We start from the raw sequence: 26,612 nt of genomic DNA on the forward strand, positions 1-26,612 counted from the left end.
GGAACCCGATGAATAAAGGGCGCGTTACGCAAATCATGGGTCCGGTTGTAGACGTTAAGTTTGATGGCGGAAAGCTACCAGAAATCTACAACGCCCTTACGGTAAAACAGAGCAACGAAAACGGTGAACTTAACTTAACATTTGAAGTTGCACTTCATTTAGGTGATGATACAGTTCGTACAGTTGCGATGTCTTCCACAGATGGACTTGTTCGTGGCACAGAAGTAGAAGATACTGGTAAAGCAATCTCTGTACCAGTTGGTGATGCAACACTTGGTCGCGTATTTAACGTATTAGGTGATGCTATTGACTTAGATGGTGAGGTTCCTGCGGATGTACGTCGTGATCCAATTCACCGTCAAGCACCTGCATTCGAAGAATTATCTACTAAAGTAGAAATTCTTGAAACTGGTATTAAAGTAGTAGACTTACTTGCTCCTTACATTAAGGGTGGTAAGATCGGTCTATTCGGTGGTGCCGGTGTAGGTAAAACAGTATTAATTCAGGAGTTAATCAACAACATCGCACAAGAGCACGGTGGTATCTCTGTATTCGCTGGTGTAGGTGAGCGTACTCGTGAGGGTAATGACTTATACCACGAAATGAGCGATTCTGGCGTAATTAAGAAAACTGCGATGGTATTCGGACAAATGAACGAGCCACCTGGAGCACGTCAACGTGTTGCATTAACAGGCTTAACAATGGCTGAATATTTCCGTGATGAGCAAGGACAAGACGTACTTCTGTTCATCGATAATATCTTCCGTTTCACGCAAGCAGGTTCTGAAGTATCTGCCCTTCTTGGCCGTATGCCATCTGCGGTAGGTTACCAACCAACACTTGCAACAGAAATGGGTCAATTACAAGAGCGTATTACATCTACAAATAAAGGGTCTATCACGTCTATCCAAGCGGTTTATGTACCAGCCGATGACTATACTGACCCAGCACCAGCTACAACGTTCGCTCACTTAGATGCAACAACAAACTTAGAGCGTCGTTTAACACAAATGGGTATTTACCCAGCCGTAGATCCATTAGCATCTACATCTCGTGCACTTTCTCCAGAAATCGTAGGAGAAGAGCATTATGAAGTGGCTCGTCAAGTACAGCAAACTTTACAACGTTACAAAGAGCTTCAAGATATCATTGCTATCTTAGGTATGGATGAGTTATCTGAAGAAGATAAGTTAGTTGTACATCGTGCTCGTCGTATTCAATTCTTCTTATCTCAAAACTTCCACGTAGCGGAGCAGTTTACAGGTCAAAAAGGTTCTTACGTACCTGTAAAAGACACAGTTCGTGGTTTCAAAGAAATTCTAGAAGGAAAATATGATGACCTTCCAGAAGATGCATTCCGCTTAGTTGGTGGCATTGAAGAAGTTATTGAAAACGCGAAGAAAATGATGGCGTAAGGCCTTAGGAGGGACGAAGTATGAAGACATTTCCAGTCAGTATTGTAACTCCTGATGGACCGGTTTACGAAAAAGAAGTAGAAATGGTAAGTGTAAAAGCAGAGAGTGGGGAAATGGGGATTTTACCAGGTCACATTCCAACTGTTGCACCATTAAAAATTAGTGCAGTTCGTCTGAAAAATGGTGGACACACTGATTATGTAGCGGTAAGTGGTGGCTTTATCGAAGTTCGTCCAGATAAAGTAACTGTATTATCATCATCTGCTGAAGAAGCAAACCATATCGATATCCATCGTGCAAATGAAGCGAAGCGTCGTGCTGAGCAACGTCTGCAAGATAAACAAGCACATGTTGACTTTAAACGTGCAGAAATGGCATTACAACGCGCTGTGAACCGTTTAAACGTTTCCGATATGAAATAAAAAAATCCGTAAAGGCAAAGCCTTTACGGATTTTTTTATGTAGTTAATGGATAATTTTACAAAAATGGTATAATTATATTGGTGCTCGTATAAGTAGAGAATGTACAACAATTTATAAAGGGGATGAATAAATGATCGGTGAAATGAAGCGAGAAGCATTGCACTCTTTAAAAGGAAAATGGGGACTAGGTGTTGGATCAACGATTTTATATCATATTGTAAGTTACGTCGTTTCAATGGCTGTAATGCTTATAGTATTAATTCCGGGAGTTATAATATTTATTTTAGCATCTATTTTAACTGGTTCAATTGAAGAAGAAACAATGGCAATTGGAGCTGCTATTACGTTTGGGGTTTTTTACTGCCTTATGATAATTTTAAGTTATGCGGCTTATGGCATTACCACATATGGTCATACGAATTTGTTTCTACAAATAAGCAAACGAGAAGATGCTAGAGTGGATTATTTATTTGAAGGATTTCGTGGCTTTAAAAGAATGATGAAAACAATGTGGGCTATGCTTGCAATTTTGTTATATACAGGTACATGGGTTCCGATGTTAGGAACGATTGTATTTGGGCTATTAGGTTTTCTTGATGAGAATGCAAATCCATCATTTATAATTGTTTTCTTTATTTTATTAGCTATTTCGTTTATTGTAATGGCTATTTTGTATTTTTCATATTCGATGACATATTATGTGATGGTTGAAAAACCGGAATACAGTGTTTCGCAAGCAATGAAAGAAAGTAAGAATCTGATGAAGGGGCATAAATTAGATCTATTTCTTTTATGGCTAAGCTTTATAGGGTGGGCTATTTTAGCGATTTTTACACTTGGGATAGGTTTTCTATGGCTTAGTCCGTACGTGAGTACAACGACAGCGCATTTTTACCGCTATATTTCAAAAGATGAATTGTAGTAGGAACATGCTATACTAATAGAGTTATTGTGTATAGGAGGTTACGTATGATTGGTGATTTAAAAGGAGAAGCATTAGATTCATTAGAAGGGAAATGGGGATTAGCTGTCGGGGCGACATTACTTATTTCAATTCTAATCATGATTTTTAGTTTTAGTATTGAGTGGGGATTTTCTTCAATTTTTGATTGGAAAGAAACGAAAAATTCAATTTCAATAAATATCCTTACATTTTTTGTTACTGGGCCTTTAACTTTAGGTGGATATTATCTTGCTTTAAATATCCTTCGTGAAAAGCAAGCTAGTATCGGTAATGTGTTCATTTGGTTTTCAGAGGGAAAGAGATTTTTAAAGTCATTTTTATTATATTTATTAGTAAATTTTTATCTTTTCTTATGGACGTTACTGTTCATTATCCCAGGCATTATTAAATCATTTTCTTATGCGATGACGTACTTTATTATAAATGATCACCCGGAGTATTCTATAAATCAAGCGATTACAGAAAGCCGTCGTATGATGGATGGACATAAGATGGAGTATTTCATTTTATGTTTGAGTGTTATTGGTTGGTTTATATTAAGTTGTATTACACTCGGGATTGGATTCTTATGGCTAATTCCATATTTTTATACGACGTCAGCAGCTTTTTATGAAGAGATTGCAGAGGAATATTACGAAAAAAAAATTCCGACATTATAAAGTGAGTCGGACACTCTGCGTCGATGAATAGCTGTGTAGTCCGCAAATAGCATGATAAAAACACCTAGTATGAGTTATTGGTTCATACTAGGTGTTTTTTGTAGAAATTTTATAAATTGATGACTAGTAAGTGGTTTACTGAAATAGTAACCTTGCATTTATTTACAGTTGTTCTTTTGTAGAAACTTAAGTTGTTTTTCTGTTTCAATTCCTTCAGCAACGACAGATAGGTTTAACGTATTTGCAAGGGAAAGGATAGTGGACACGATGGCTCTTTCTTCAGGTCGATGATCAGCTAGTTGTGTAAATTCTCTCGGTACTTTTAATGTATCGATAGGGAAAATAGATAAATAAGCGAGAGAAGAATAGCCGGTGCCGAAGTCATCAATGGACGTTTGAATACCATATTCCTTTAATTGTTTTAGTTTGGATAACGTTTCCTTTTCATCGATCATTGCAATTCGTTCTGTTAATTCAAGTGTTACATCTTTTGGATCGACTTTAACGTCTGTTATTATTTGTAAAATATTCTCGGTTAAATTATTTTGCTGGAACTCTTTAGCTGATAAGTTAACACTTATTTTTAAATCTTTGTAGCCAAAAGTATGCCATATTTTTAGCTGACGACAAGATTCATTTAATACCCAATGACCAAGTGGAATGACTTGAGGAGTCTCCTCTACAATTGGAATGAACTCACATGGCGGAATGTCACCAAGGAGTGGGTGTTTCCAGCGTAGTAATGCTTCAGCACCAATAATCTTTTTCGTCGTAATATCAATTTGTGGTTGATAGACGAGATAAAATTCTTCGTTTACTAAAGCGAGTGGTAAATCTTTTTCAATTCGGGCTTTTCGTTCCGTTTTTTTATACAATTCTTTCGTGTACAGAGAGCTACCATTTTTTCCTTTATTTTTTGCTTCGTACATGGCCATATCAGCATGTTGTAAAATTGATAACGGATCTTCACCTGCTTCAGGATATATTGCAATCCCGATGCTCGGTGAGATTTGTAAATGTTGATTTTCAATTTCGAATGGTTCGTTCATGGCTGCTACAATTGTATCAGCTATTTTTTTTACGTCTGGCCTCTTTTTATAATTTTCGATAAGGATTGTGAACTCATCTCCAGCTAATCGGGCAAGCTTCATATTTGGTGTCGCTATACTTTCGAGTCTTTTTGCTACTGCAATTAATAGAAGGTCTCCTACCCTATGACCGAGGGTATCGTTAATAACTTTAAAGCGATCTAGGTCAAGAAACATAACAGCAAAAGGCATTTTTGATATTTTGGATCGCGCAATTGCTTGTTCTACATATTGATGAAATGCACGTCGATTTGCAAGCTCTGTTAGTGTATCATGATATGCTAAAAAATTAATTTGTTCTTGTTGTTGTTTGCTTTCCGTAATATCTTTAATCATTAAATAAACTCCGGAAATATGATCCTTTAAAAAGATAGGAACAGCTGTCACATGCAAGTAGTAAATATCTCTATTTTTATGATATGCCCGTATTTCTAAAGAAATAGATTTCCCCTTTTTTACGCGATGAAAGGCATTAATGATTTCTTCCAAATCTTCTTCATACGTAAGTGAATAGTAAGGCTGATTTAATAATTCATTCGTTTGATAACCGAGTAAAGTCGTACCAGCGTTATTCACGTTAAGAAAATTACCGTATAAATCTAATGTGAAGATTGGATCTGGATGATGCTCGTATAAAGATTTAAACATTTGTTGGTTATGATACAGTTCATTTTTTTGTTCTACTAAATCTTCTGTACGCAGTTCAATTTGTTTTTCGAGTTCTGAGTTGAATTGCATTTGGGCTAATAATAATATTTTATTTTTTTTTCGAACTAAACTATGGCGTATGAGAACGAAGGAGAAAGTTATCATAAGCCCAATTACTACAATAGGCGCGAAAACATATTCGACTAATATGAAAACAATAAGCATTACGACAGAAATATAAGGTAATGATAATCTGATCGCTTCCCCAAATTTAGGTGTTAATAGCACTTGTTCTTGTTTTTCAGGTTCTTTTGTATGGATAATACATGCGATTGCTACTAGTACTAAAGTTACTTGATAAAGAGGAGTAACTGTAAACATAGAATACTCGGGTATGAAGTATTTGATATAAGCATAAATCGCATCTGTAGTAGCATATAAAAGTAAAGCACTGCCAAGAAGTGCGCCAACCTTTTTGGATAATAAAGATAAAGGCTTGAATAACAGATTAATTCCTATGAGGAAAAAGAGTAAATCGGTCATTGGATAAGTAAGTTGAACAAATATGTCGATATAGGATGTTGAAGAAATGTGAATGGTTCTTTCAATAAGTAAGTAGTAACTTAAAGTGAATTGTGCTGTAACAATAATACAAATATCACATATCATAAAAAGCTTTTCTAATAAATCTCGGTTATAAATGATTTCATATAGAAAGGCGAATGCAAAGCTAATTAAAAAAAGTAAATAAAAAAAGTCGGACGGATCAACGAATGTATAGTAGTCCTTTAAAATTAAACGTTGATAGGCAACGACGATATCCCCGATGAAATAAGAGAGAGTTCCAACGCATAATATCGTCCAAAATAAACGAGGTAACCCTTCTTTCATATTTGAAAAATAAAGTATATAACTACAAGCGATAATATCAATGAATAAAGTACTCATTCCAATTAATATTTGAAAGGGAAATGAGTATTCATATAGAAAAGGCATTGCCACGTAATGAATTACTATAGATAGCAATGTAATGCTTATAAGAATACTTACATGTGTTTGTTTTTTCATCTATCTCACCCACGGTATATACATATAAATTCCTCTTTTGTATTTTTTATAGTTTCTTAAAAAACATATATAACCTATATACTTATTTTGCGCAAGTATAGCAAGTTATAAAAACAGATTTTAATAATTCTCGTTTCTGTCCCCAACATATCGACATAGGAATTTGAAGTTTGCTATAATGATTAAAATAGTTGCATTATTTAGAAAAATTTAAAAAATAATAATTACTGCAACTAGGACATATTGTTTACTAAGTGAACTTGTTCTTAATTTAGGGGGGAGGGTTTCACAATGGCAAGTGTATATGAAAATAGTTATATGATCGTTTTGATTTTCTTGCTATTAGGTATATTGCTGCCGGTAGTGGCTCTTACATTAGGAAGGATGCTGCGCCCAAATAAACCAAGTGCAGCGAAAGCGACGACGTATGAGAGCGGGATTGAGCCTTTTCATGATGCGAATATTCGGTTTCATGCTCGTTATTATATTTTTGCTTTATTGTTTGTCATCTTTGATGTAGAAACTTTATTTTTATATCCATGGGCTGTTGCATATGACAACCTCGGTTTATTTGCACTGATTGAAATGCTCATCTTTGTTGTAATGTTGCTAGTTGGATTAGCGTATGCTTGGAAAAAGAAGGTGTTACAATGGTTATAAATTTTGAGGAATTACATCCAAATGAGCGAGCGGAATTAGAACGAAATATCTTTTTTTCTACATTGGAACAGTTGAAAGGATGGGCGAGAAGTAATTCTTTATGGCCGATGACATTCGGACTGGCATGCTGTGCAATTGAAATGATGGGAGTAGGTTCATCACATTATGATTTAGATCGATTTGGGTCATTTTTTCGGACTTCACCAAGGCAATCGGACGTTATGATTGTGTCGGGAACGGTAACGAAGAAGATGGCTCCTATTGTTCGGCGCTTATATGACCAAATGCCTGAACCGAAATGGGTTATTGCAATGGGATCTTGTGCGACAGCAGGTGGTCCATATGTAAATTCGTACGCTGTTGTGAAAGGTGTAGATCAAATTGTGCCAGTTGACGTGTATATCCCTGGTTGCCCACCAAATCCTGCAGCTTTAATTTATGGAATTAATAAATTAAAAGAAAAAATTCGTTACGAAGCAAAGACTGGAAAGCAGGTGACGAATAAATGAGTGATCCTAACAAAGACTTAGAGGATTTAAAAAGTGAAGCGGCTAGGCGTGCGAAAGAAGAGGCGAGAAAGCGTCTCGTTGCGAAACATGGTGTGGAAATAAGTAAACTTGAGGAAGAAAATCGCGAAAAAGAGAAAGCGCTACCAAAAAATGACGATATGACTATAGAAGAAACAAAACGACGTGCAGCAGCGGTGGCAAAAGCAAAAGCGGCGGCGTTAGCGAAACAGAAAAGAGAAGGGACAGAAGAGGTAACGGAAGAAGAAAAGGCCAAAGCAAAGGCGAAGGCAGCAGCAGCCGCAAAAGCGAAAGCAGCGGCGTTAGCAAAGCAAAAAAGAGAAGGAACAGAAGAAGTGACGGAAGAGGAAAAGGCCAAAGCAAAGGCGAAGGCAGCAGCGGCTGCAAAAGCAAAAGCAGCGGCGTTAGCGAAACAAAAAAGAGAAGGAACAGAAGAAGTGACGGAAGAAGAAAAGGCCAAGGCGAAAGCGAAGGCTGTGGCGGCCGCAAAGGCAAAAGCAGCGGCGCTAGCGAAGCAGAAAGTATCGCAAGGTGATGGGGATTCGGGAGATGAAAAGGCGAAGGCAATTGCAGCAGCGAAGGCAAAAGCGGCAGCGGCTGCAAGGGCGAAGATGAAGGGTGCTGAAGGTAAGAAGGAAGAAGAGACGAAACAGGAAGAGCCATCCATAAATGAACCGTATTTAAATCAGTATGTTGAAGTTATTAAGGGAAAAGTAGGAGAGAATGCTTTAGTAGATTGCTACATTAATAAACTTTCCAAAGATGTACCAACTCTTGTAGTGGAGCCCTCAAAATATTATGAAGTAATGGAGTTACTGCGATTCCATGAGGGACTTGCATTTGATTATATGTCAGAGCTACATGCGACGGATTTTATGACACATATGGAAGTGTATGTTCATTTATTTTCATATGGAAAGAAACAGTCAGTAGCGGTGAAGGTGAAGTTGGATAGGGAAGCACCGCAAGTGGAATCGGTGACAGCGCTTTGGAAAGGGGCAGATTGGCCAGAGCGGGAAGCGTATGATTTGCTTGGTATCGTATTTAAGGGGCATCCGAATTTATCACGTATTTTAATGCCTGATGATTGGGTAGGGCACCCGCTTAGGAAAGATTATGAACCGTATGATGTGGAGGTGTAGCTAAATGATCCGTACGGAAGAAATGCTTTTGAATGTAGGTCCTCAGCATCCGAGTACGCACGGTGTGTTCAGGCTCGTTATTAAAATTGACGGGGAAATTATTAAAGAAGCTACACCGGTTATTGGATATTTGCATCGCGGGACCGAAAAGATTGCAGAGAGCTTACAGTATACGCAAATTATCCCTTATACAGATCGGATGGATTATTTATCGGCTATGACGAATAATTACGTCATTTGCCATGCTGTAGAGACGATGATGGGGCTTGAAATCCCGGAGCGTGCCGAATACTTGCGAGTACTTGCAATGGAGCTTGGAAGGATTGCGAGCCACCTCGTTTGGTGGGGGACAAATCTTCTTGATATAGGAGCGGTTAGCCCGTTTTTGTACGCGTTTCGTGAACGAGAGATGATTATAAATTTATTAAACGAATTATGCGGTGCCCGGCTTACTTTTAACTATATGAGAGTCGGCGGTGTAAAGTGGGATGCACCGGATGGTTGGATTGAAAAAGTGGAAGAATTTGTTCCGTATATGAGAGAACAATTGGCAGGGTATCATGATCTTGTTAGCGGCAATGAGATTTTCTTAAATCGTGTAAAAGGCGTTGGTATATATAGCGCGGAGGAAGCGATTTCGTATTCTTTAAGCGGAGCGAATTTGCGGTGCACCGGAGTAAACTGGGATCTTCGCAAGGATGAACCGTACTCCATTTACGACCGTTTTGATTTCGATATTCCTGTTGGGAGCGTGGGGGATGCTTGGGATCGCTACGTTTGCCGCATGAAGGAAATTGAGGAGTCGTTAAAAATTGTCGAGCAAGCAGTCCAGCAGTTCCCGAAAGAAGGAGCAGTACTTGCGAAAGTACCGAAAATTATTAAGGCTCCTAAAGGGGAAGCATTCGTCCGTATAGAGTCGCCGCGAGGAGAGATTGGTTGCTATATTGCTAGTGACGGAAAGAAAGAGCCGTACCGCTTGAAGTTTCGCAGGCCGTCTTTTTACAATTTGCAAATTTTACCGAAGTTATTGAAAGGTGAAAACATCGCCAATTTAATTACGATTTTAGGTGGAGTGGATATTGTACTTGGGGAGGTTGATGGCTAATGATTGAAACGCTCTTACAATCACCTTCTAGCTGGACGAATTTCTTCATTTTTTTCGGATTAGCGGTGCTCCTATTATTTGCAGTCCTTGGCTTCGTTACATATGGTATTTTGGCAGAACGGAAAGTGATGGGTTTTATGCAAGGGCGGATTGGGCCAAACCAAGTCGGGGGCCGGTTTGGTCTGTTGCAAACGGTAGCTGATGTTTTAAAACTATTATTGAAAGAAGATAGTATTCCGAAGGCGGCAGATAAACCGTTGTTTATATTAGCACCTGTCATTGCGTTCGCACCAGCATTTATGGTGCTTGCAGTCATCCCATTTACTGATAAATTTCAGTTCGCGGATATTGGCGTAGGCTTACTGTATTACATTGCTGTTTCTGGCATTACGACGATTGGTGTCGTAACCGGAGGATGGGCATCGAATAATAAATATTCCCTTTTAGGAGGGATGCGTGCAGCGGCGCAAATGATTTCTTATGAAATTCCGCTCGTAATGAGTGTAATTGGGATCGTTTTGTTAGCTGGTAGCTTAAATTTAAATGAAATCGTAGCAGCGCAGGAAAATGTTTGGTACATTTTCGTGCAACCAATCGGTTTCATCGTATTTTTAATCGCAGCAGTAGCAGAGTTAAATAGGACGCCGTTTGATTTACCAGAAGCTGAGTCGGAGCTTGTTTCTGGATATCATACGGAATACTCAGGGTTTCGCTGGGCATTCTTTATGCTTTCAGAGTACGTATATTTCTTCGGGATGGCATCTTTAATTACAGTGCTCTTTTTAGGCGGATGGAATCCAGTTATGTTCCTTGGATTTATCCCAGGTGCCGTATGGTTTGCTTTAAAGTTTAGCAGTGTAGTTTTTCTATTAATTTGGTTCCGCGTTACGTTTCCACGTATAAGAGGTGATCAGTTAATGGAGTTTGGCTGGAAAGTATTATTGCCAATTGCACTTGCAAATATTTTCTTAACGGCATTGATTAAGGAGTTATTCTTCTAATCTATGAAGGGGGTGCCAGTAAGAGATGAAAGGGCTATTTAAAGGATTAAAATATACATTAAGCAATTTGAGTAAAAAGAAAGTGACGTATGATTATCCGAATCAACCGTTGCCATTGCCAGATCGTTTTCGAGGGATTCAAAAGTTTTATCCAGAAAAGTGTATCGTTTGTAACCAGTGCTCCAATATTTGTCCGACAGACTGTATTCAGTTAACGGGGAAAAAACATCCGGATCCTACGAAAAAAGGAAAAATTATCGACACGTACGATATTAATTTTGAAATTTGTATTCTTTGTGATTTATGTACAGAAGTTTGTCCGACAGAGGCGATTGTTATGACAAATAACTTTGAACTCGCGGAATATTCACGGGATGACTTATTTAAAAATTTGCAGAGGCTTGATGAAAACGACGAAAACGTCAGGAAGGAGAATAAAGCATGAATGGCGAGTTTATAGCATTCTTTATACTATCCTTGTCTGCAATTATCGGCGGCGTTCTTATGTTGAATTTAACGAAGGTCATGCATATGATGCTAGCTCTCGTTCTAACATTTCTCAGCATTGCAGGTTTGTACTTTCTTTTATCAGCTGAATTTATCGGGGTTGCACAAATTTTACTTTACTCGGGTGCGATTACAATTATTATGATTTTTGGCATTATGTTAACGAAACATAACGCGGAAAATGAATCGCGTCTTACTCTTCGAAAATGGATTATCTTCTTTGCGGTTGTAGCATTTGGGGCAGTTATGTATTTCGCTGTTAACAATATTGATTTCGCAAATGAAAGCACACAAGGAAGTTTACCTCTCCATGAAAAAAACACACTTCAAATCGGTACGCTTCTCTATTCAAAATATATCATTCCATTTGAGCTAACCTCAGTTATTTTACTTGTAGCACTTGTCGGTGCAATTATTCTTGCGAAGAAGGATGAGAAAGAGGAGGATTCCAATGAGTAGCGTGCCTGCTTCTGCGTATTTAACGCTTGCGATTATTTTGTTTTGCATCGGTTTGTTTGGAGCTTTAACGAAGCGCAATACAGTGATTGTATTAGTTTGTATTGAATTAATGCTGAACGCAGCCAATTTAAACTTAGTAGCGTTTAGTAAATTAGGTTTGTTCCCAAATGTAACTGGGCAAATTTTCTCTCTGTTTACGATGGCTGTAGCAGCAGCGGAGGCGGCGGTAGGACTCGCCATTTTAATTGCTTTATATCGTAATCGTACGACAGTTCATGTAGATGAAATGGATACGCTCAAAGGATAACATTGTGACCGAAAAGGGGGAAGGAAACAATGATCGATTATGCATGGCTCATACCGCTTTTCCCGCTTGTTTCGTTTTTGTTATTAATTATATTCGGGAAGAAAATTAGAGAAGGAAGCAGTGTACTTAGTATTTTCTTCGTCTTTCTCTCCTTTATATTTGCGGTACTTGTATTAATAGAAAGATTTACGACAGTACCAGTGAAGCATAAGTGGGTATGGCTTAGAGCTGGAGATATTGATATATCATTTGGCTTTGAAGTGACAGCATTAGGGGCTTTAATGTTGTTTATCGTTACACTTGTGAGTTTACTTGTACACGTGTATTCGAAAGGTTATATGAAAGGTGAGGAAAGATTACCAACCTTTTATGCCTATTTAGGACTCTTTACATTTGCGATGCTCGGGCTTGTTATATCACCGAATTTATTACAGCTTTATATATTTTGGGAGTTAGTCGGCCTCGGTTCATTCTTACTCATCGGTTTTTATTTCTTTAAAGAAGAAGCGAAGGCTGCCGCGAAAAAGGCTTTTATTATGACACGTATTGGCGATGTCGGTTTATTTATTGGGATGATCTTAATTTTCTGGCATGCAGGTAGTTTTGAATATGACGCAATATTTAGGGCGATTCATACGGGTGATCTTACCCCTACAATGATTACAATAACGGCGATTTTAATTTTTATCGGAGCGATGGGGAAATCAGGTCAGTTCCCGCTTCATACGTGGTTACCGGATGCGATGGAAGGGCCGACGCCTGTTTCGGCACTTATTCATGCGGCGACAATGGTCGCAGCTGGCGTATATTTAGTGGCAACGATGTTTCCGCTATTTTCAGCAAGTGCGGTGGCGATGCAGACGGTAGCAATTGTTGGCGCCTTTACTGCAATCTTTGCAGCTTCCATCGGTCTTGTACAAACGGATATAAAGAGAGTACTTGCTTATTCTACAGTTAGCCAGCTCGGGTATATGATGCTTGCATTAGGATCTGCCGGTTATGTAGCTGGTGTGTTCCATTTAACGACACACGCTTTTTTTAAAGCGTTGCTATTTTTGGTGGCAGGAAGTGTCATTCATGCCGTGCATACGCAAAACATTAATAAAATGGGCGGTTTACAGAAGAAGATGAAAGTAACAGGTGCCTTATTTTTAATCGGTACTCTTGCAATTAGTGGTGTGCCACTCCTTTCCGGTTTCTTTAGTAAAGATGAAATTTTAGCGGCAGCTTGGATGAACGGCAATTATGTTTTATTCGTCTTAGCGATAATTGTAGCGTTCCTAACAGCGTTCTACATGTTCCGCCTATACTTTCTTGTCTTTACTGGGGAAGCGAAGACGAAGGAAGATGTGCATGAATCGCCCCGCATCATGACGTATCCGATGATTGTCCTTGGCGTTCTTGCAGTCGTGGCAGGCTATATAAATACACCGTGGTTTGGAACGTTTCTCGGGGATTGGCTTACGAAAGATGTAGCATTTAAAGTGCGAGAGGCACACGGACCAGTTTGGATTATGATTGTTGCGACGCTCGTTTCTTTGACAGGGATTGCTCTTGCATATGTCATATATGGCAAGAAATCTATTGCTAGAGATTGGGCTGGTGGCGAGGACTCGCCTCTTTATAAACTTTTGAAAGAAAAATATTATGTGGATGAACTATACAATATGACGGTGCTTCCTATTACGAAAGGAATCGCTCATGTGCTTCGCCTATTTGAAGTGTATGTAGTCGAAGGAATTGCCGTTTTAATAGGGAGTTTAGTGAAAGGGATAAGTGCAATTGGCTCTAGACTCCAAAACGGAAATGTACAAGTGTACGGGACTGTAACAGCTGTTTCACTTGCAGTACTCTTCATTATTTTGCTCTATACGGGAGGGGATTTACGATGAATGATTTGTTATTAACGTTCTTCATTTTTTCCCCGCTTTTAGGAATTTTCTTACTTGCATTCACACCGAAAAAAGAATCGCGTACAGTGCGAGCACTTGGTTTATTTGGAACGGTGCTTCCATTTGGAATGGCCCTCGTCCTCGCTTGTACATATGCTTCCGGAAAGAGTTTGTCTCTATTTGATGAAAAAGTGAAATGGATTACATTTGGGGATTTTGCAGCGGTGGATAAAAGGTGGTTTTCCATTTATTACGAACTTGGTATTGATGGTTTATCGCTCGTTATGATGGTACTGACGGCCCTTCTAGCGATGCTTGCAGCAATTGCGGCATTTACGATTAAAAGGAATTTGAAAGCATTTTATATGCTGTTACTCATGTTAGAAATAGGGATGCTCGGTGTCTTCGCTGCTCAAAATTTAATGTTGTTCTTTATCTTCTTTGAAATTACATTGCCACCGATGTTTTTATTAATTGGGAAGTGGGGGAAATTGTCGAGTGAAAAGGCTGCTTATAGTTATTTAATATATAACGGTATTGGCTCCGCTATTTTGCTTATCGTTTTCTCGGTTTTATTTGCGAAAACAGGTACAACCAATATTACAGAGCTTAAAGAAATATTAACGAGTGTAGGTGCTGGCGGAGGAATGGCTGTCCCAAATAGCTTACAGTTCGGCTTGTTTCTTAGCATAATGATCGCTTTTGCGATTAAACTACCCGTTTTCCCGTTACATCGCTGGATGGTCAATGTACATATTGAAGCACATCCGGCTGTCGTTATGCTTCATGCAGGTGTTTTACTGAAGATTGGAGCATACGGTATAATCCGCTTCGGACAGGGACTATTTCCGGAATACTTTCGCGAGTTTGCAACGCTCATTGCGATTTTAGGAGTTATCAATTTATTGTACGGAGCCTTCTTAGCGCTCATTCAAACAGACTTTCGGAAGGTGCTTGCTTATTCTAGTATTTCGCATATGGGTATTGTATTAATGGGCCTTGCGGCGTTAAATGCACCAGGTACACAAGGCGCTTTATTCCAAGTTGTTTCGCACGGTTTAATTGCAGCCTTACTCTTTTTCTTACTTGGTGTTATAGAACAGCGTTTTGGAACATCAAATATTACAGCGCTTGGCGGACTTGCAAAAAGTGTACCAGTACTTAGCGGTTTCTTCTTAGCGGGAGGAATGGCATCGCTTGGATTGCCGGGAATGTCTGGATTTGTTAGCGAGTTTCTTGCCTTTCTCGGTTTATTCCAAGGGGAGCCAGTTATTGCTACGGCCGGAGTACTTGGCATCATTTTAACTGCTGTATACGTATTAAGAGCAACCCTTCAAGTAACATTTGGTAAGAAAGAGTGGGAAGTGAAAGCTGATATACACGGATGGGAGTATGTCCCGATTTTACTACTTATCTTCTGCATTATTGCAATTGGAGTAATGCCAGAAATACTAGGGGATCCGCTTCAAAATACATTGAAAACATTGGGGGTGAAGTAGGGTGGATATGAATACGTTACTTAGCTTATCATGGCATCTCATGGTGCCAGAATTCATCATTCTCGGGGCTGCCATCCTTCTTTCCATATGTGATTTGTTTTTTAAGCTGAACCATAGGTATGTAGCGCTTGGTGCAATCGCAGCTATCGTATTAGCGATCGTATCATTAATTATGCTATACGGTGAACCAGCGGGAGATATTTTAAATGGCTCGTTTGTGTTAGATGGGTTTTCAAAAGGATTTAAAACGTTGTTATTAGGCGGAGCGGCTCTCATCTTATGCACCGCAATGAGCGATGATAAGAAAAATCCAATTGAAGATAAGGGAGAATATTATTACTTATTTTTAATGGCGCTTCTTGGGGCTATGTTTATGGCTTCTAGTGTCGACTTCATTACACTTTTCGTCGGCCTAGAATTGCTTTCACTTTCTTCTTATATTTTAGTTGGGATACGAAAAAAGAACCGTGCATCAAATGAGGCAGCAATGAAATATGTCATTAATGGAGGAATTGGAACGGCAATCACGCTCTTTGGAATGAGTTATTTGTACGGTATTACAGGGGCAACCAATATCGTGGATATGCAAAAAGTATTTGCCGGGGAACTGGCTGGTGGTATTCAGTTATTGCTAGCTCTCGCATTTCTACTCTTACTCGTTGGGCTCTCATTCAAAATTGCGACAGTGCCGTTTCATATGTGGGCGCCTGATGTGTATGAGGGAGCGGCTACACCTGTTACTGCTTTTCTTGGAACGATTTCTAAAATTGCTGGGTTTTTACTCATTATTCGTCTGTTCCTCATGGTTTTTGCAAGTGTATCGGTGCAAGGAGACATGCAATCTTTATACGGACGTATGAGCATATACATCGCTGTGCTAGCTAGTATTACGATGATTATTGGAAATGTAGTCGCATTAAAGCAATATAACGTAAAACGCTTATTTGCTTATTCAGGAATTGCGCATGCAGGATATTTACTCGTACCGCTTGTAGCATTATCGCCATTTACGATGGATAGCATGTGGTTTTACATGCTTGCGTATATGCTTATGAATATAGGCGCGTTTGCAATTATCCACGCCTTAATCTTACAAAGCGACAAAGAAAATATGACCATTTTCACCGGATTATATAAAAGGTCGCCATTTACAGCAATCGTTATGACGATTTTTATTTTATCGCTAGCGGGGATACCAGGAACAGCTGGTTTCATTGGGAAAATTAACATCTTTTTAGGGGCCCTCCATGTAGAGCCAGCTCATTACGTACTAGCTTCTATTATGATGGGAACGACAGTCATTTCATTCGTATATTATTTCCGTATTTTACAGCAAATGTTTTTCCGTACGGGAGAAGTAGAAGAGAAAATTCGGTTGCCACTCAATATAAAGGTTGTGATGAGCCTTTGCGCAATTTCGATTGTAATACTAGGGATTATGCCGATGATTGGATACAATTTCTTTTATGAATATTTTCCATTAATGAAAGATTTCTTCTTCTTAGGGAACGTGGTACAATAGTGAAAATAAAAGGTGTGGAGTCGTTACTCTGCGCTTTTTATTTTGTGTGAATTACAATTGAAAATGCATATAAGTATACGCTTTTAAAGAGAAAAATTACGATGTAACATGTAAGATGCTTATTTGTATTTGAAAAAGTGTGGCTTCTACTTATTATGGTATCGTTTTTATAAGATTTCGTAAGTAGTAGCTAGGTAAAAAGGGGTCGGTTTTTTGGCACATCTTTTAGGGCAACAAGCACTGATTGCCATCGTTTCGCATTTATTGTTTATTACCATTACGTGGTGGGCCTTACAAGGTATTCACATTGAGCGTTTAATGAAGCCTGGAAAGGTGATGCAGACGAGAGTATTACTCATCTTAATTACAATTGCAATTGGGACATCTGTAAGTAACTTTTTCCTTGATTATTTAGGCTATTCAAAGAGTTTAACGTATTTAGTAAAGTAAGTGTATAGAACCTCAAATCTCCGTTAACAATGGGGATAGGAGGGGATGAAATTGAAGCTTAAAGCCATTCTTATTGTTGCACTTAGTGTTGTTTTATTTTTGGTTGGATATAGAGAGATGAAACCGATAAGCGATGAACAGAAGATGGAGAACATGATCGCAGCTGTAGAGAAAAATGATGCTAAAGTAGAGAAATGGTCATGGCTAGCGCGAGAAACAAAAACGATTTCTAATATACATACGTTTCAAAAGTTGTTAAACGATGTGAAGGACAAGGCGAATATTCAAAAGTGGGAATTAGAGCAATCTCCAGATGGATATAAAGCTACATCCTATAAAAAATTTTCTTCCTATGAAGAACGAGTAGTAGTAACTTGGAGTAAGGAAAATACTAAAGAAAACACTTTCATTATCTTTGAAGTAAGCGGGGCAAAATGGGACCCGAAGTATATTCAGAAAACGAATAAAATTTTTAGTGAAAAACCTATAATTTACACTTGTGTTCAAGGTGTACTGAATGATAAGATTGAAGGTGTTTTGCAAAATAAAACCAATCAGGTTTTGAAAGATCTTTCAGCAAGAGCGATCGAACAGATAGAAGAAAGAGCATTTGTGTCAGTCTCCGCATACAATAAAAAGTGGGATGACGCTCTTTCAACAAATAGAGAGAAAATAAATGTGCAAATAGCAATACGTTCTACAGACAACAAAGATACAATTGTGGTTGGCACACCGATCATAACTTCTGAGTATTGAGTGAATAGATACTGAAAAAAGGACACGGAGGGGAATAATTTGGAAAAGATCATCGTCCGTGGCGGAAAGCGGTTAAACGGCACAGTGCGTGTTGAGGGCGCAAAAAATGCTGTATTACCTATAATCGCTGCAGCCCTATTAGCGAGTGATGGAAAGAATGTACTATCTGAAGTACCAGTTTTGTCTGATGTATACACAATTAATGAGGTATTACGTCATTTAAATGCTGAAGTCGTATTTGAAAATAACCAAGTAACAATCGATGCTTCTAAAGAGCTAAACATTGAAGCACCATTTGAATATGTACGTAAAATGCGTGCATCTGTTCAAGTAATGGGACCATTATTAGCACGTAACGGTCGTGCTCGTATTGCACTTCCTGGTGGATGTGCAATTGGTTCACGTCCAATTGACCAACATTTAAAAGGCTTCGAAGCAATGGGAGCAAAAGTACAGGTTGGTAACGGTTTTGTTGAGGCATACGTTGAGGGAGAACTAAAAGGAGCTAAAATTTATTTAGACTTCCCAAGCGTGGGCGCGACAGAAAACATTATGTCTGCAGCTACATTAGCAAAAGGGACAACAATCCTTGAAAACGCAGCGAAAGAACCAGAAATCGTTGACTTAGCTAACTTCTTAAATGCGATGGGAGCGAAAGTACGCGGAGCTGGAACTGGAACGATTCGTATCGAAGGCGTTGATAAATTATATGGTGCAAACCACTCTATTATTCCTGACCGTATTGAAGCGGGAACATTCATGGTTGCAGCGGCAATTACTGGTGGAGACATCTTAATTGAAAATGCTGTACCTGAACATTTACGCTCAATTACAGCGAAAATGGAAGAAATGGGTGTTAAAATTATCGAAGAAAATGAAGGTGTACGTGTTATCGGCCCAGATAAGTTAAAAGCGGTTGATATTAAAACTATGCCTCACCCAGGTTTCCCAACAGACATGCAATCACAAATGATGGCATTATTACTACAAGCTGAAGGAACAAGTATGATTACAGAAACGGTATTTGAAAACCGCTTTATGCACGTTGAAGAATTCCGTCGTATGAATGCTGATATTAAAATCGAAGGTCGTTCTGTTATTATGAACGGTCCAAACAGCTTACAAGGTGCTGAAGTAGCAGCAACTGATTTACGTGCTGCAGCTGCATTAATCTTAGCTGGTTTAGTATCAGAAGGTTACACTCGTGTAACTGAGTTAAAACATCTTGACCGTGGCTATGTAAACTTCCATAAGAAATTAGCTGCATTAGGTGCAACTATTGAACGTGTAAACGAAAAAGTAGAAGAAGTGAAAGAACAAGAAGTTTCTGATCTTCACGCTTAATTGAAATAGTCTCTATGTCTTTTGACATAGAGGCTATTTTTTTGGGCTTATTACTGTTATAGTCAAGAAATTCTATACTTATGCACGTGCCAGTAAAAATATTTAGAAAATTTTTGTTTTATATGGTTCCCCTTAAGTATGTTCTAAAAGAAAGAGTTGTTCCATAAGAATGAATGGAGTAAAGCTTTTTCATATTGGGGGAAATAAGATGAAATTTTCAAAGCCACTTTTTATTACAGTAGCGCTTCTCATAGCGCTCGTTATCATTGTACCTGCTGCTCTTGTGATTCCGTTTGCGAAAGCAAAAGTAGAGGAAAAAGCAGCTTCTAAAACTCCTCCAGCGATAGAAAGTATACCAGCTCCAGGGAAAGTGGATACAGCGGTTCAAGTTGCTGTATATCGCGAGAAACAGAAAAAGGTAGAGTCATTACCTATGGAGGAGTATGTGACCGGTGTAGTAGCTTCTGAGATGAATGCCAGTTTTGAAATAGAGGCGCTAAAGGCGCAGGCATTAGCAGCGAGAACATTTGTAGTCCAGCGTATGCTAAGCGGAGGTAAGAAAAACAATGCGGACGTGACAGATACGGTGAAAGATCAAGTGTACAAAAGTAAAGAAGAATTGAAAAAACAATGGGGCAATAACTACGAAAATAATTTGAAGAAAATCGAGGAAGCTGTTTCGAAAACCGCAGGACAAGTTTTAACGTATGAGGGAAAACCAATCTCAGCATCCTTCTTCTCAACGAGTAATGGCCGGACAGAAAATGCAGCCGATTATTGGGGAAATGATTATCCGTACTTAAAGAGTGTAGATAGTCCGTGGGATCAAGCTTCTCCGAAATTTACGAGCGAGCAAACCTTTACCGTAGCTGACTTTCAAAAACGTCTCGGTGTGAAGGTACTGGCAGACGGGAAGGTTGGAAATATTAAAGATCTTACGGAAGGAAAGCGCGTAAAGGATGTAGCATTTCAAGGAAAAACATTAACAGGAAAGGAAGTTCGTGAAAAGTTAGACTTACGTTCTTCCGACTTCACGTGGAAACAACAAGGGGATAAAATCATCGTTACGACGAAAGGCTTCGGCCACGGCGTTGGTATGAGCCAATACGGAGCGAACGGCATGGCAGCAGAAGGCAAGAAATATACAGATATCGTCGCTCATTACTATAAAGGCGTTGAAATAAAGACGATGAACGACTATGAAGGTAAGTTGATGGTGAAGAAGTAGGTGTCAGGGTCTCCTGGCACCTGCTTTTTGTTTGAAATATCATAATTTTCCATTAATTGTTTGGTATAATAGGATAAAAAGTATTTGGGGGAGACAAAATGGCGTTACTGGAGTTGAAACAATTAGGTAAGACGAACCAGTTACCGGCAGTTGAACTGAAGGTTGAGAAGGGGCAATGTGTTGTTTTGCAATGTAATAACCATACAGCTAAAGTGTTACACCGTATTATTATTGGTGAGGAAGAAGCTTCAACTGGCAATGTGCTATTTGAGGGAGAGTCGATTGGAAAGAGAAATTATTCCCGCATCGGTTTTTGTTTTTTGAAAGATGAGGCATATGATCGTTTGAAGGTGAAGGAATACTTTAAGTTTTTAATAGGGCTTTATGAATCGAATATAAGTATGGAAGAAGTAGTACAATCTGTCGGTCTCCTAGATAAATTAAACGTTAAAATAGAAAAACTATCATTTTCAGAGAAACGTCGTCTTCATATTGGGCGAGTAATGATTCATAATCCAGATTTAGTTATTTTGGAAGAACCAGAGCAAAATGTAGATACAGAGAGTACGATTATGATTCGAAAAGCAATTATGAAAATGAAAGAGCAAGGAAAGGCAATTTTTATTACGTCATCATTTCTATCGGATGCCCTTTCGTTAACAGAAGATGTATACATATTAAATAATGATGGTGTGAAAAAAATAGAAATCGAACAAGAAGAAGCAGAAGAAGTCGATGAAGAAAAAGTCGTTCAAATGATTCCGCAAATGAAGTTAGAAAGAATACCAGCGAAAGTGAACGATAAAATCATTTTATTAGACCCGATGGAAATTCATTTTATTGAAACGCAAAACGGAGTAACCCATATTCACGTTCGTGAAGGTGATTTCGTATGTGCATTAACATTAAGTGAACTAGAAACAAGATTAACAGGTTTTGGTTTCTTTAGATGTCATCGCTCGTACCTTGTGAATTTACAAAGAGTACGAGAAGTGATTACGTGGACTCGTAATAGCTTTAGTTTAATTTTGGATGACGAAAGAAAAAGTTCAATTCCACTTTCGAAAGGACGAATGGATGAGTTAAAGGGTGTAATTGGGCTATAAAAAGTGCTCCAATAAGCTCAAAATATGATTCATTCACCGGTAAAAATACTCCTTTTACCGGTATTTTACTGCGTAAACCCTTTGTTCTTCATATGATGGAGTCAAGAAAAGCGAAACAAGCAAACGAAAAGCGTTAAAGCGACTTTCATCTATAAAAGAAAAAAACAAAGGGGATGACGAGATGACATTGGCAATTGAAATGAAAGATGTAATGAAAAGCTTCAATGAAAAAACGGCACTTCGAAATGTAAATATTGAGGTGAAGCAAGGAGAGATTTTCGGATTCCTCGGACCGAGTGGATCTGGAAAAACAACAACAGTAAAAATTTTAACTTCTCAATTACTTCATAGTGTTGGAACGGTAAGAGTACTAGGAAAAGATATTACAGGGCCAAGTAGTATCGATTACAAACGAATTGGTATTTTAACAGACAACAGTGGCTTATATGAAAGACTTAGCATTTATGATAACTTACTATTATTTTGTGACTTATACGATTGTAAAAAAGAACGAATCGATGAAGTGCTAGCGCAAGTAAATCTATTAGATGATAAAAAAACACCAGTAAAGAAACTATCAAAGGGAATGAAGCAGCGCGTCACATTAGCTAGAGCAATCCTTCATAAACCAGATATTCTCTTCTTAGACGAACCAACATCTGCACTCGATCCAGTTAACGTACAAAACATTCATAAAATCTTAAAAGACTTAAATAAAGAAGGAACGACGATTTTCTTAACGACTCACAATATGGACGAAGCAGAAACGCTTTGTAATCGCATTGCCTTTCTATGTGGCGGAGAAATTGTAGCGCTTGATACACCGGAGAACCTTCGCTTACAATACGCGAAAGATCAAATACAAGTCGTGTTAAAGGATAAGAAGAAAGAAACGGTACAAAAAGATGAATTAGGTGCAAAACGCATTTCAGAATGGATGAAAAAAGGAGAGCTATTATCTATCCATTCTCACGAGCCAACGCTAGGCGATATCTTTATTGAAGTTACTGGGAGGGGATTATAATGACATTTTCAATGAGACGTGTATCAGCTATTTTTAGAAAAGAAGTACAAGATTTTAAGGCAAATTCACAAGTGCTGCTAATGGCATCTTTACCAATTATATTTGCATTTATATATAGCAGGTTTGGACAAGGGAGTGCAGGGGTTGGCATTATTACTTTAATGGCCTTTCTATTCGTTGCAGGGTTTGTTCAATCAATGGTAATTGCGGAAGAGAAAGAAAAACATACGTTACGTGTGTTAATACTATCACCAGCTTCTTCTGTTGAAGTCCTTCTTGGAAAAAGTATATTAACAACATGTTTAACGCTAGGTATTTCTATTGTAAACTTATTCATTTTAGATCAATTAAGTGGAAATTTCTTATTACTAGCATTTGTTTTCTTATGTGGAACAATTTTATTTACTTTAATTGGAACGGTGATTGGATTACTAGCTGATTCTGTCCCACAAACATCATTAATTGGAATGCCGATATTAATGACGATGTATTTAGCTGTGCAATTTGAACCAATGGTTGAAAATAAAGTCATTAAGACAATAATTAGTTATCTTCCAACATCTCATCTTGAAAAGGCAATTAAAAGCTTAGTAGAGGGCGCTGGGTTTAGTAGTATTAGTGGGCATATGATAAATGTTGGAGCTTGGCTTATTGTTTCACTTATTGCATGTTTAATCGTATATAAAAAGAAACAATTAGATTAAAAACTGAGCCAAAACGCTCAGTTTTTTCTTTTTTCTATCATTTCCTCGGAAATTTTACAATTCCTATACATATTTTTACAGATTTTGTCGAAAAGTAATTAGTTATAGGTTGTATAGGATACGTGAATATTGTTCAAAATGATTGCTGAGGTGATGATGGAATGCGAGGAAGAAATAATAAAAAGTCGCAAAAGGTAGTACATTTATTTCAAAAAAGATGGGTATTTCCGGCACTATACATTGCTTGTGCAGCGGTAATCTTAATGGTTGCGCTATGGTTCCAAGGAGCTAATCCGAAGAAGACTCCGAACCAAGATCAAGCAACACCGTATACACAAACGGAAGATCCAGCAGTACCAGTAACGAAGTCTTCAGAAGTAGTGAAAATGCCAGCTCCTGCTAATGCGGAAGTAGTCGTACAGAAGAAGTTCTATGAAGATGCAGCAACTGAGGCGGAACAAGAAAAAGCACTTGTCTTTTATAACAACACATATTCCCCAAATAAAGGAATTGACATTGCTGCGAAGAATGGAAAAGAATTCAATGTTACAGCTGCTTTAAGTGGTACAGTAACGAAAGCTGAAAAAGATTCACTTCTTGGTTATGTTGTAACAGTTGATAGCGGAAATGGTGTAGCAGCTTCTTATCAAAGCTTAGGCAGTGTAAAAGTAGAAAAAGGTGCACGAGTTGTACAAGGTGAAGTATTAGGAAAATCCGGTCTAAGTGCAATGAATAAAGAAGCAGGTTCTCACGTTCACTTTGAAGTACGTAAAGACAACGTGGCTGTGAACCCTGAGCGCTACTTAAATAAATCAGTAGCAGAAATTAAAGCTGATGCAGGTGCTGCAAAGGCAACGAATGCTTCTGGTAAAAAAGCTGATGACAAATCTCAAAAAGAAGAGAAGTCAACGAGCACGACACCAGAAAGTAAAACAGAAGATAAGTCTCAAAAAGAAGAGAAATCAACAAGCGGTTCGACTAGTGACAAAAAAGAAGAACCGAAGAAAGAAGAAAAATCAACAAATGGTTCTACAGAATCATCTAATAGTTCTTCTTCACAAGAATAAGAAAGTGAAAAAATCAGTTCTCACTAGAGAGCTGATTTTTTTATTTTTATATAAAAATACTCAATTTCGAGAAAAAAGTTGCAATAACAAGGAAAAATGACGAGATTCTCGAATATATATTACAAAAGGGAGGGGATACTGTGTCATTTTTGTTTGTTCTGTCGACCGCTATTATTTTATTGTTTGTTTTATTCACTTTATATTATTACATTGCCAGTAAGAAAGAGGTTCCCCACCATCAATTGTTAGAAGAAGAGTTTGAACGAGAAGAATGACGCCTTATATAAGGTGTCATTTTTTTGTCAAAATAGTCACTGTTAACGTATTTCTCACAAAAAAACGTAATTTTTCTTAACTTAGTCCGCAAAAATAGTGAACATGTAGCATATATCAGTAGTGCGGGCAATACAATGGTATAAACCAAAGCAAAGAGAGTGTTTGAGGTGAGAAATCGTGAATCATTTCATTATAAATCCAAGAATGTTTAACGCTTACAAACAGCACTCACACTTACTTCTTAGTCGTATGCAGCGAGGCTCATTTCACCCTTCTCACATCCAATTTAGGGAGGCGAGTGGTGTGCACGATTACATCAAAGAGAGAACTATCAAGATTGGTAAGTATATCGTGGAGACAAGAAAGACAGTGCGTGTCATTGCAAAGGAATTTGGCGTATCAAAGAGTACAGTCCATAAAGATTTAACGGAACGTCTACCAGAAATTAATCCAGAGCTCGCAAATGAAGTGAAAGAAATTCTTGATTATCATAAGTCTATTCGTCATTTAAGAGGCGGAGAAGCAACAAAACAAAAGTATAGAAAAGAAGATGTAGAAAAGCCGGTACGTCAATAAATATGCGATCGCAAACATTCCGTTTCAATTCGGTAATATTTTTCAGAAAAATTCTTTTTGCGAATATTACGTTTCTGTTAAATTTATGATAAAATCAGAAATTAGGTGTAAAAGAATTCGGGTGTAACCTGATTTTGAATATCGAGGAGGAAAAAACGGGAATGTTTGCGCGAGATATCGGAATTGACCTAGGTACGGCTAACGTATTAATCCATGTTAAAGGTAAGGGTATTGTATTAAATGAGCCATCTGTTGTTGCTATTGATCGTAACACAGGTAAAGTATTAGCAGTAGGTGAAGAAGCAAGAAGTATGGTGGGACGTACGCCTGGTAATATTGTAGCCATTCGTCCACTAAAAGATGGTGTAATCGCAGATTTCGAAATTACAGAAGCGATGTTAAAGTATTTCATTAACAAATTGGACGTAAAGAGCTTCTTTTCAAAACCTCGCATTTTAATTTGTTGTCCAACAAATATCACATCAGTAGAACAAAAAGCAATTCGTGAGGCTGCTGAACGTTCAGGTGGTAAAACGGTATTTTTAGAAGAAGAACCAAAAGTAGCCGCAGTTGGTGCTGGTATGGAAATCTTCCAACCAAGCGGTAACATGGTTGTTGATATTGGTGGAGGTACAACAGATATCGCTGTACTATCTATGGGTGATATTGTTACCTCTTCCTCTATCAAAATGGCTGGCGATAAGTTTGATATGGAGATCTTAAACTACATTAAACGTAAGTATAAGCTATTAATTGGAGAACGTACTTCAGAAGATATTAAAATTAAAGTTGGTACAGTATTCCCAGGTGCACGTAGCGAAGAACTTGAAATTCGCGGACGTGACATGGTAACAGGTTTACCACGTACAATTACAGTATGCTCAGAAGAAATTACAGAAGCATTAAAAGAAAATGCGGCTGTTATTGTACAAGCTGCAAAAGGCGTACTAGAGCGCACACCACCAGAACTATCAGCGGACATCATCGACCGCGGTGTGATTCTAACAGGCGGTGGAGCTTTACTACACGGTATCGACATGCTTCTAGCAGAAGAACTAAAAGTACCAGTATTAATTGCTGAAAACCCAATGCACTGCGTTGCGGTTGGTACAGGTATTATGTTAGAGAATATCGATAGATTACCAAAGCGTGCTTTACGATAAAGTGAAAGGAACTAAGGTGTAAACCTTAGTTC

General features: G+C 38.3%; 26 protein-coding genes and 1 pseudogene. 26 read left to right on the forward strand and 1 reads right to left on the reverse strand.

Going from position 1 to position 26,612, the window contains the following annotated elements; genetic code table 11:
• The first annotated feature begins 8 nt into the window (after positions 1-8).
• From atpD to PDQ33_RS05265, 4 genes are all read left to right on the forward strand, one after another.
• Positions 9-1,415 (forward strand): F0F1 ATP synthase subunit beta, encoded by a 1,407-nt coding sequence (gene atpD / locus PDQ33_RS05250; RefSeq protein ID WP_001032591.1) that lies wholly within the window; start codon positions 9-11, stop codon positions 1,413-1,415.
• 20 nt (positions 1,416-1,435) lie between these two features.
• Entirely contained in the window at positions 1,436-1,837 is a 402-nt protein-coding gene (atpC, locus tag PDQ33_RS05255) for a F0F1 ATP synthase subunit epsilon (RefSeq protein WP_000847211.1), read from the forward strand.
• A 131-nt stretch (positions 1,838-1,968) separates the two neighbouring features.
• The gene (locus PDQ33_RS05260; protein WP_000578799.1) at positions 1,969-2,760 is read left to right on the forward strand and encodes a DUF975 family protein; all 792 of its coding nucleotides are present in this window, start codon (positions 1,969-1,971) and stop codon (positions 2,758-2,760) included.
• Positions 2,761-2,807: 47 nt separating this feature from the next.
• A complete protein-coding gene (locus PDQ33_RS05265) occupies positions 2,808-3,461 on the forward strand; it encodes a DUF975 family protein (RefSeq protein ID WP_270394120.1) in 654 nt (217 codons plus the stop codon).
• A 74-nt stretch (positions 3,462-3,535) separates the two neighbouring features.
• On the opposite strand, the pseudogene PDQ33_RS05270 reads toward PDQ33_RS05265, so the two are convergent.
• Positions 3,536-6,265, reverse strand: a pseudogene (locus PDQ33_RS05270) (putative bifunctional diguanylate cyclase/phosphodiesterase).
• A gap of 291 nt (positions 6,266-6,556) precedes the next feature.
• Between PDQ33_RS05270 and nuoA the strand changes: the two are divergent.
• From nuoA to PDQ33_RS05380, 22 genes are all read left to right on the forward strand, one after another.
• Positions 6,557-6,925 (forward strand): NADH-quinone oxidoreductase subunit NuoA, encoded by a 369-nt coding sequence (gene nuoA, locus PDQ33_RS05275; protein ID WP_000179275.1) that lies wholly within the window; start codon positions 6,557-6,559, stop codon positions 6,923-6,925.
• Positions 6,916-7,434 carry an NADH-quinone oxidoreductase subunit NuoB gene (gene nuoB / locus PDQ33_RS05280; RefSeq protein ID WP_000236331.1) on the forward strand — a complete coding sequence of 173 codons (519 nt, stop codon included), beginning with the start codon at positions 6,916-6,918 and terminating at the stop codon, positions 7,432-7,434. The genes nuoA and nuoB overlap by 10 nt, the downstream gene beginning before the upstream one ends.
• Positions 7,431-8,594 carry an NADH-quinone oxidoreductase subunit C gene (locus PDQ33_RS05285; RefSeq protein WP_270754997.1) on the forward strand — a complete coding sequence of 388 codons (1,164 nt, stop codon included), beginning with the start codon at positions 7,431-7,433 and terminating at the stop codon, positions 8,592-8,594. Before nuoB ends, PDQ33_RS05285 begins: the two co-directional genes overlap by 4 nt.
• 4 nt (positions 8,595-8,598) lie before the next feature.
• A complete protein-coding gene (gene nuoD, locus PDQ33_RS05290; protein ID WP_000621432.1) occupies positions 8,599-9,699 on the forward strand; it encodes an NADH-quinone oxidoreductase subunit NuoD in 1,101 nt (366 codons plus the stop codon).
• On the forward strand, positions 9,699-10,700 hold the full coding sequence (gene nuoH / locus PDQ33_RS05295) for an NADH-quinone oxidoreductase subunit NuoH (RefSeq protein WP_000573429.1): 1,002 nt from the start codon (positions 9,699-9,701) through the stop codon (positions 10,698-10,700). Before nuoD ends, nuoH begins: the two co-directional genes overlap by 1 nt.
• 25 nt (positions 10,701-10,725) lie before the next feature.
• Positions 10,726-11,145 (forward strand): NADH-quinone oxidoreductase subunit NuoI, encoded by a 420-nt coding sequence (gene nuoI, locus PDQ33_RS05300; RefSeq protein ID WP_061157823.1) that lies wholly within the window; start codon positions 10,726-10,728, stop codon positions 11,143-11,145.
• Positions 11,142-11,666: an NADH-quinone oxidoreductase subunit J gene (locus tag PDQ33_RS05305; RefSeq protein WP_001012803.1), complete on the forward strand. Its 525-nt coding sequence runs from the start codon at positions 11,142-11,144 to the stop codon at positions 11,664-11,666. Before nuoI ends, PDQ33_RS05305 begins: the two co-directional genes overlap by 4 nt.
• The gene (gene nuoK, locus PDQ33_RS05310; RefSeq protein WP_000100082.1) at positions 11,659-11,973 is read left to right on the forward strand and encodes an NADH-quinone oxidoreductase subunit NuoK; all 315 of its coding nucleotides are present in this window, start codon (positions 11,659-11,661) and stop codon (positions 11,971-11,973) included. The genes PDQ33_RS05305 and nuoK overlap by 8 nt, the downstream gene beginning before the upstream one ends.
• A gap of 29 nt (positions 11,974-12,002) precedes the next feature.
• On the forward strand, positions 12,003-13,865 hold the full coding sequence (nuoL, locus tag PDQ33_RS05315; RefSeq protein WP_061131868.1) for an NADH-quinone oxidoreductase subunit L: 1,863 nt from the start codon (positions 12,003-12,005) through the stop codon (positions 13,863-13,865).
• A complete protein-coding gene (locus PDQ33_RS05320; RefSeq protein ID WP_061131867.1) occupies positions 13,862-15,364 on the forward strand; it encodes an NADH-quinone oxidoreductase subunit M in 1,503 nt (500 codons plus the stop codon). The genes nuoL and PDQ33_RS05320 overlap by 4 nt, the downstream gene beginning before the upstream one ends.
• Before the next feature lie 7 nt (positions 15,365-15,371).
• Positions 15,372-16,886, forward strand: a complete 1,515-nt coding sequence (gene nuoN, locus PDQ33_RS05325; RefSeq protein ID WP_061131960.1) for an NADH-quinone oxidoreductase subunit NuoN — start codon at positions 15,372-15,374, stop codon at positions 16,884-16,886.
• A 213-nt stretch (positions 16,887-17,099) separates the two neighbouring features.
• A complete protein-coding gene (locus PDQ33_RS05330) occupies positions 17,100-17,336 on the forward strand; it encodes a DUF1146 family protein (RefSeq protein ID WP_000940742.1) in 237 nt (78 codons plus the stop codon).
• Positions 17,337-17,387: 51 nt separating this feature from the next.
• Positions 17,388-18,092, forward strand: a complete 705-nt coding sequence (locus PDQ33_RS05335; protein WP_000767902.1) for a YwmB family TATA-box binding protein — start codon at positions 17,388-17,390, stop codon at positions 18,090-18,092.
• Positions 18,093-18,131: 39 nt separating this feature from the next.
• The gene (gene murA / locus PDQ33_RS05340) at positions 18,132-19,436 is read left to right on the forward strand and encodes a UDP-N-acetylglucosamine 1-carboxyvinyltransferase (protein ID WP_061131866.1); all 1,305 of its coding nucleotides are present in this window, start codon (positions 18,132-18,134) and stop codon (positions 19,434-19,436) included.
• A gap of 208 nt (positions 19,437-19,644) precedes the next feature.
• Entirely contained in the window at positions 19,645-20,664 is a 1,020-nt protein-coding gene (gene spoIID / locus PDQ33_RS05345) for a stage II sporulation protein D (RefSeq protein WP_044791935.1), read from the forward strand.
• Positions 20,665-20,762: 98 nt separating this feature from the next.
• Positions 20,763-21,770: a LytTR family transcriptional regulator DNA-binding domain-containing protein gene (locus PDQ33_RS05350; protein WP_061131865.1), complete on the forward strand. Its 1,008-nt coding sequence runs from the start codon at positions 20,763-20,765 to the stop codon at positions 21,768-21,770.
• A 181-nt stretch (positions 21,771-21,951) separates the two neighbouring features.
• Entirely contained in the window at positions 21,952-22,794 is an 843-nt protein-coding gene (locus PDQ33_RS05355; RefSeq protein WP_061131864.1) for an ABC transporter ATP-binding protein, read from the forward strand.
• The gene (locus PDQ33_RS05360) at positions 22,794-23,498 is read left to right on the forward strand and encodes an ABC transporter permease (protein WP_270755003.1); all 705 of its coding nucleotides are present in this window, start codon (positions 22,794-22,796) and stop codon (positions 23,496-23,498) included. The genes PDQ33_RS05355 and PDQ33_RS05360 overlap by 1 nt, the downstream gene beginning before the upstream one ends.
• A gap of 161 nt (positions 23,499-23,659) precedes the next feature.
• Entirely contained in the window at positions 23,660-24,565 is a 906-nt protein-coding gene (locus tag PDQ33_RS05365; protein WP_001214945.1) for a M23 family metallopeptidase, read from the forward strand.
• Between the two features lie 140 nt (positions 24,566-24,705).
• The gene (locus PDQ33_RS05370; RefSeq protein ID WP_000008905.1) at positions 24,706-24,840 is read left to right on the forward strand and encodes a hypothetical protein; all 135 of its coding nucleotides are present in this window, start codon (positions 24,706-24,708) and stop codon (positions 24,838-24,840) included.
• Positions 24,841-25,144: 304 nt separating this feature from the next.
• Positions 25,145-25,417: a sporulation transcriptional regulator SpoIIID gene (gene spoIIID / locus PDQ33_RS05375; RefSeq protein ID WP_000544012.1), complete on the forward strand. Its 273-nt coding sequence runs from the start codon at positions 25,145-25,147 to the stop codon at positions 25,415-25,417.
• 161 nt (positions 25,418-25,578) lie between these two features.
• Positions 25,579-26,580, forward strand: a complete 1,002-nt coding sequence (locus tag PDQ33_RS05380; RefSeq protein WP_000457987.1) for a rod shape-determining protein — start codon at positions 25,579-25,581, stop codon at positions 26,578-26,580.
• Positions 26,581-26,612: the final 32 nt, after the last annotated feature.

Source organism: Bacillus cereus group sp. Bc031 (genome assembly GCF_027716265.1).
Lineage (GTDB): Bacteria > Bacillota > Bacilli > Bacillales > Bacillaceae_G > Bacillus_A > Bacillus_A paranthracis.

What these genes read in the sequence shown, in the direction of transcription:
- atpD (WP_001032591.1), top strand. Translation starts at nt 9, where the DNA reads ATGAATAAAGGGCGCGTTACGCAAATCATGGGTCCGGTTGTAGACGTT.
- atpC (WP_000847211.1), top strand. Translation starts at nt 1,436, where the DNA reads ATGAAGACATTTCCAGTCAGTATTGTAACTCCTGATGGACCGGTTTAC.
- PDQ33_RS05260 (WP_000578799.1), top strand. Translation starts at nt 1,969, where the DNA reads ATGATCGGTGAAATGAAGCGAGAAGCATTGCACTCTTTAAAAGGAAAA.
- PDQ33_RS05265 (WP_270394120.1), top strand. Translation starts at nt 2,808, where the DNA reads ATGATTGGTGATTTAAAAGGAGAAGCATTAGATTCATTAGAAGGGAAA.
- nuoA (WP_000179275.1), top strand. Translation starts at nt 6,557, where the DNA reads ATGGCAAGTGTATATGAAAATAGTTATATGATCGTTTTGATTTTCTTG.
- nuoB (WP_000236331.1), top strand. Translation starts at nt 6,916, where the DNA reads ATGGTTATAAATTTTGAGGAATTACATCCAAATGAGCGAGCGGAATTA.
- PDQ33_RS05285 (WP_270754997.1), top strand. Translation starts at nt 7,431, where the DNA reads ATGAGTGATCCTAACAAAGACTTAGAGGATTTAAAAAGTGAAGCGGCT.
- nuoD (WP_000621432.1), top strand. Translation starts at nt 8,599, where the DNA reads ATGATCCGTACGGAAGAAATGCTTTTGAATGTAGGTCCTCAGCATCCG.
- nuoH (WP_000573429.1), top strand. Translation starts at nt 9,699, where the DNA reads ATGATTGAAACGCTCTTACAATCACCTTCTAGCTGGACGAATTTCTTC.
- nuoI (WP_061157823.1), top strand. Translation starts at nt 10,726, where the DNA reads ATGAAAGGGCTATTTAAAGGATTAAAATATACATTAAGCAATTTGAGT.
- PDQ33_RS05305 (WP_001012803.1), top strand. Translation starts at nt 11,142, where the DNA reads ATGAATGGCGAGTTTATAGCATTCTTTATACTATCCTTGTCTGCAATT.
- nuoK (WP_000100082.1), top strand. Translation starts at nt 11,659, where the DNA reads ATGAGTAGCGTGCCTGCTTCTGCGTATTTAACGCTTGCGATTATTTTG.
- nuoL (WP_061131868.1), top strand. Translation starts at nt 12,003, where the DNA reads ATGATCGATTATGCATGGCTCATACCGCTTTTCCCGCTTGTTTCGTTT.
- PDQ33_RS05320 (WP_061131867.1), top strand. Translation starts at nt 13,862, where the DNA reads ATGAATGATTTGTTATTAACGTTCTTCATTTTTTCCCCGCTTTTAGGA.
- nuoN (WP_061131960.1), top strand. Translation starts at nt 15,372, where the DNA reads ATGAATACGTTACTTAGCTTATCATGGCATCTCATGGTGCCAGAATTC.
- spoIID (WP_044791935.1), top strand. Translation starts at nt 19,645, where the DNA reads ATGAAATTTTCAAAGCCACTTTTTATTACAGTAGCGCTTCTCATAGCG.
- PDQ33_RS05350 (WP_061131865.1), top strand. Translation starts at nt 20,763, where the DNA reads ATGGCGTTACTGGAGTTGAAACAATTAGGTAAGACGAACCAGTTACCG.
- PDQ33_RS05355 (WP_061131864.1), top strand. Translation starts at nt 21,952, where the DNA reads ATGACATTGGCAATTGAAATGAAAGATGTAATGAAAAGCTTCAATGAA.
- PDQ33_RS05360 (WP_270755003.1), top strand. Translation starts at nt 22,794, where the DNA reads ATGACATTTTCAATGAGACGTGTATCAGCTATTTTTAGAAAAGAAGTA.
- PDQ33_RS05365 (WP_001214945.1), top strand. Translation starts at nt 23,660, where the DNA reads ATGCGAGGAAGAAATAATAAAAAGTCGCAAAAGGTAGTACATTTATTT.
- PDQ33_RS05380 (WP_000457987.1), top strand. Translation starts at nt 25,579, where the DNA reads ATGTTTGCGCGAGATATCGGAATTGACCTAGGTACGGCTAACGTATTA.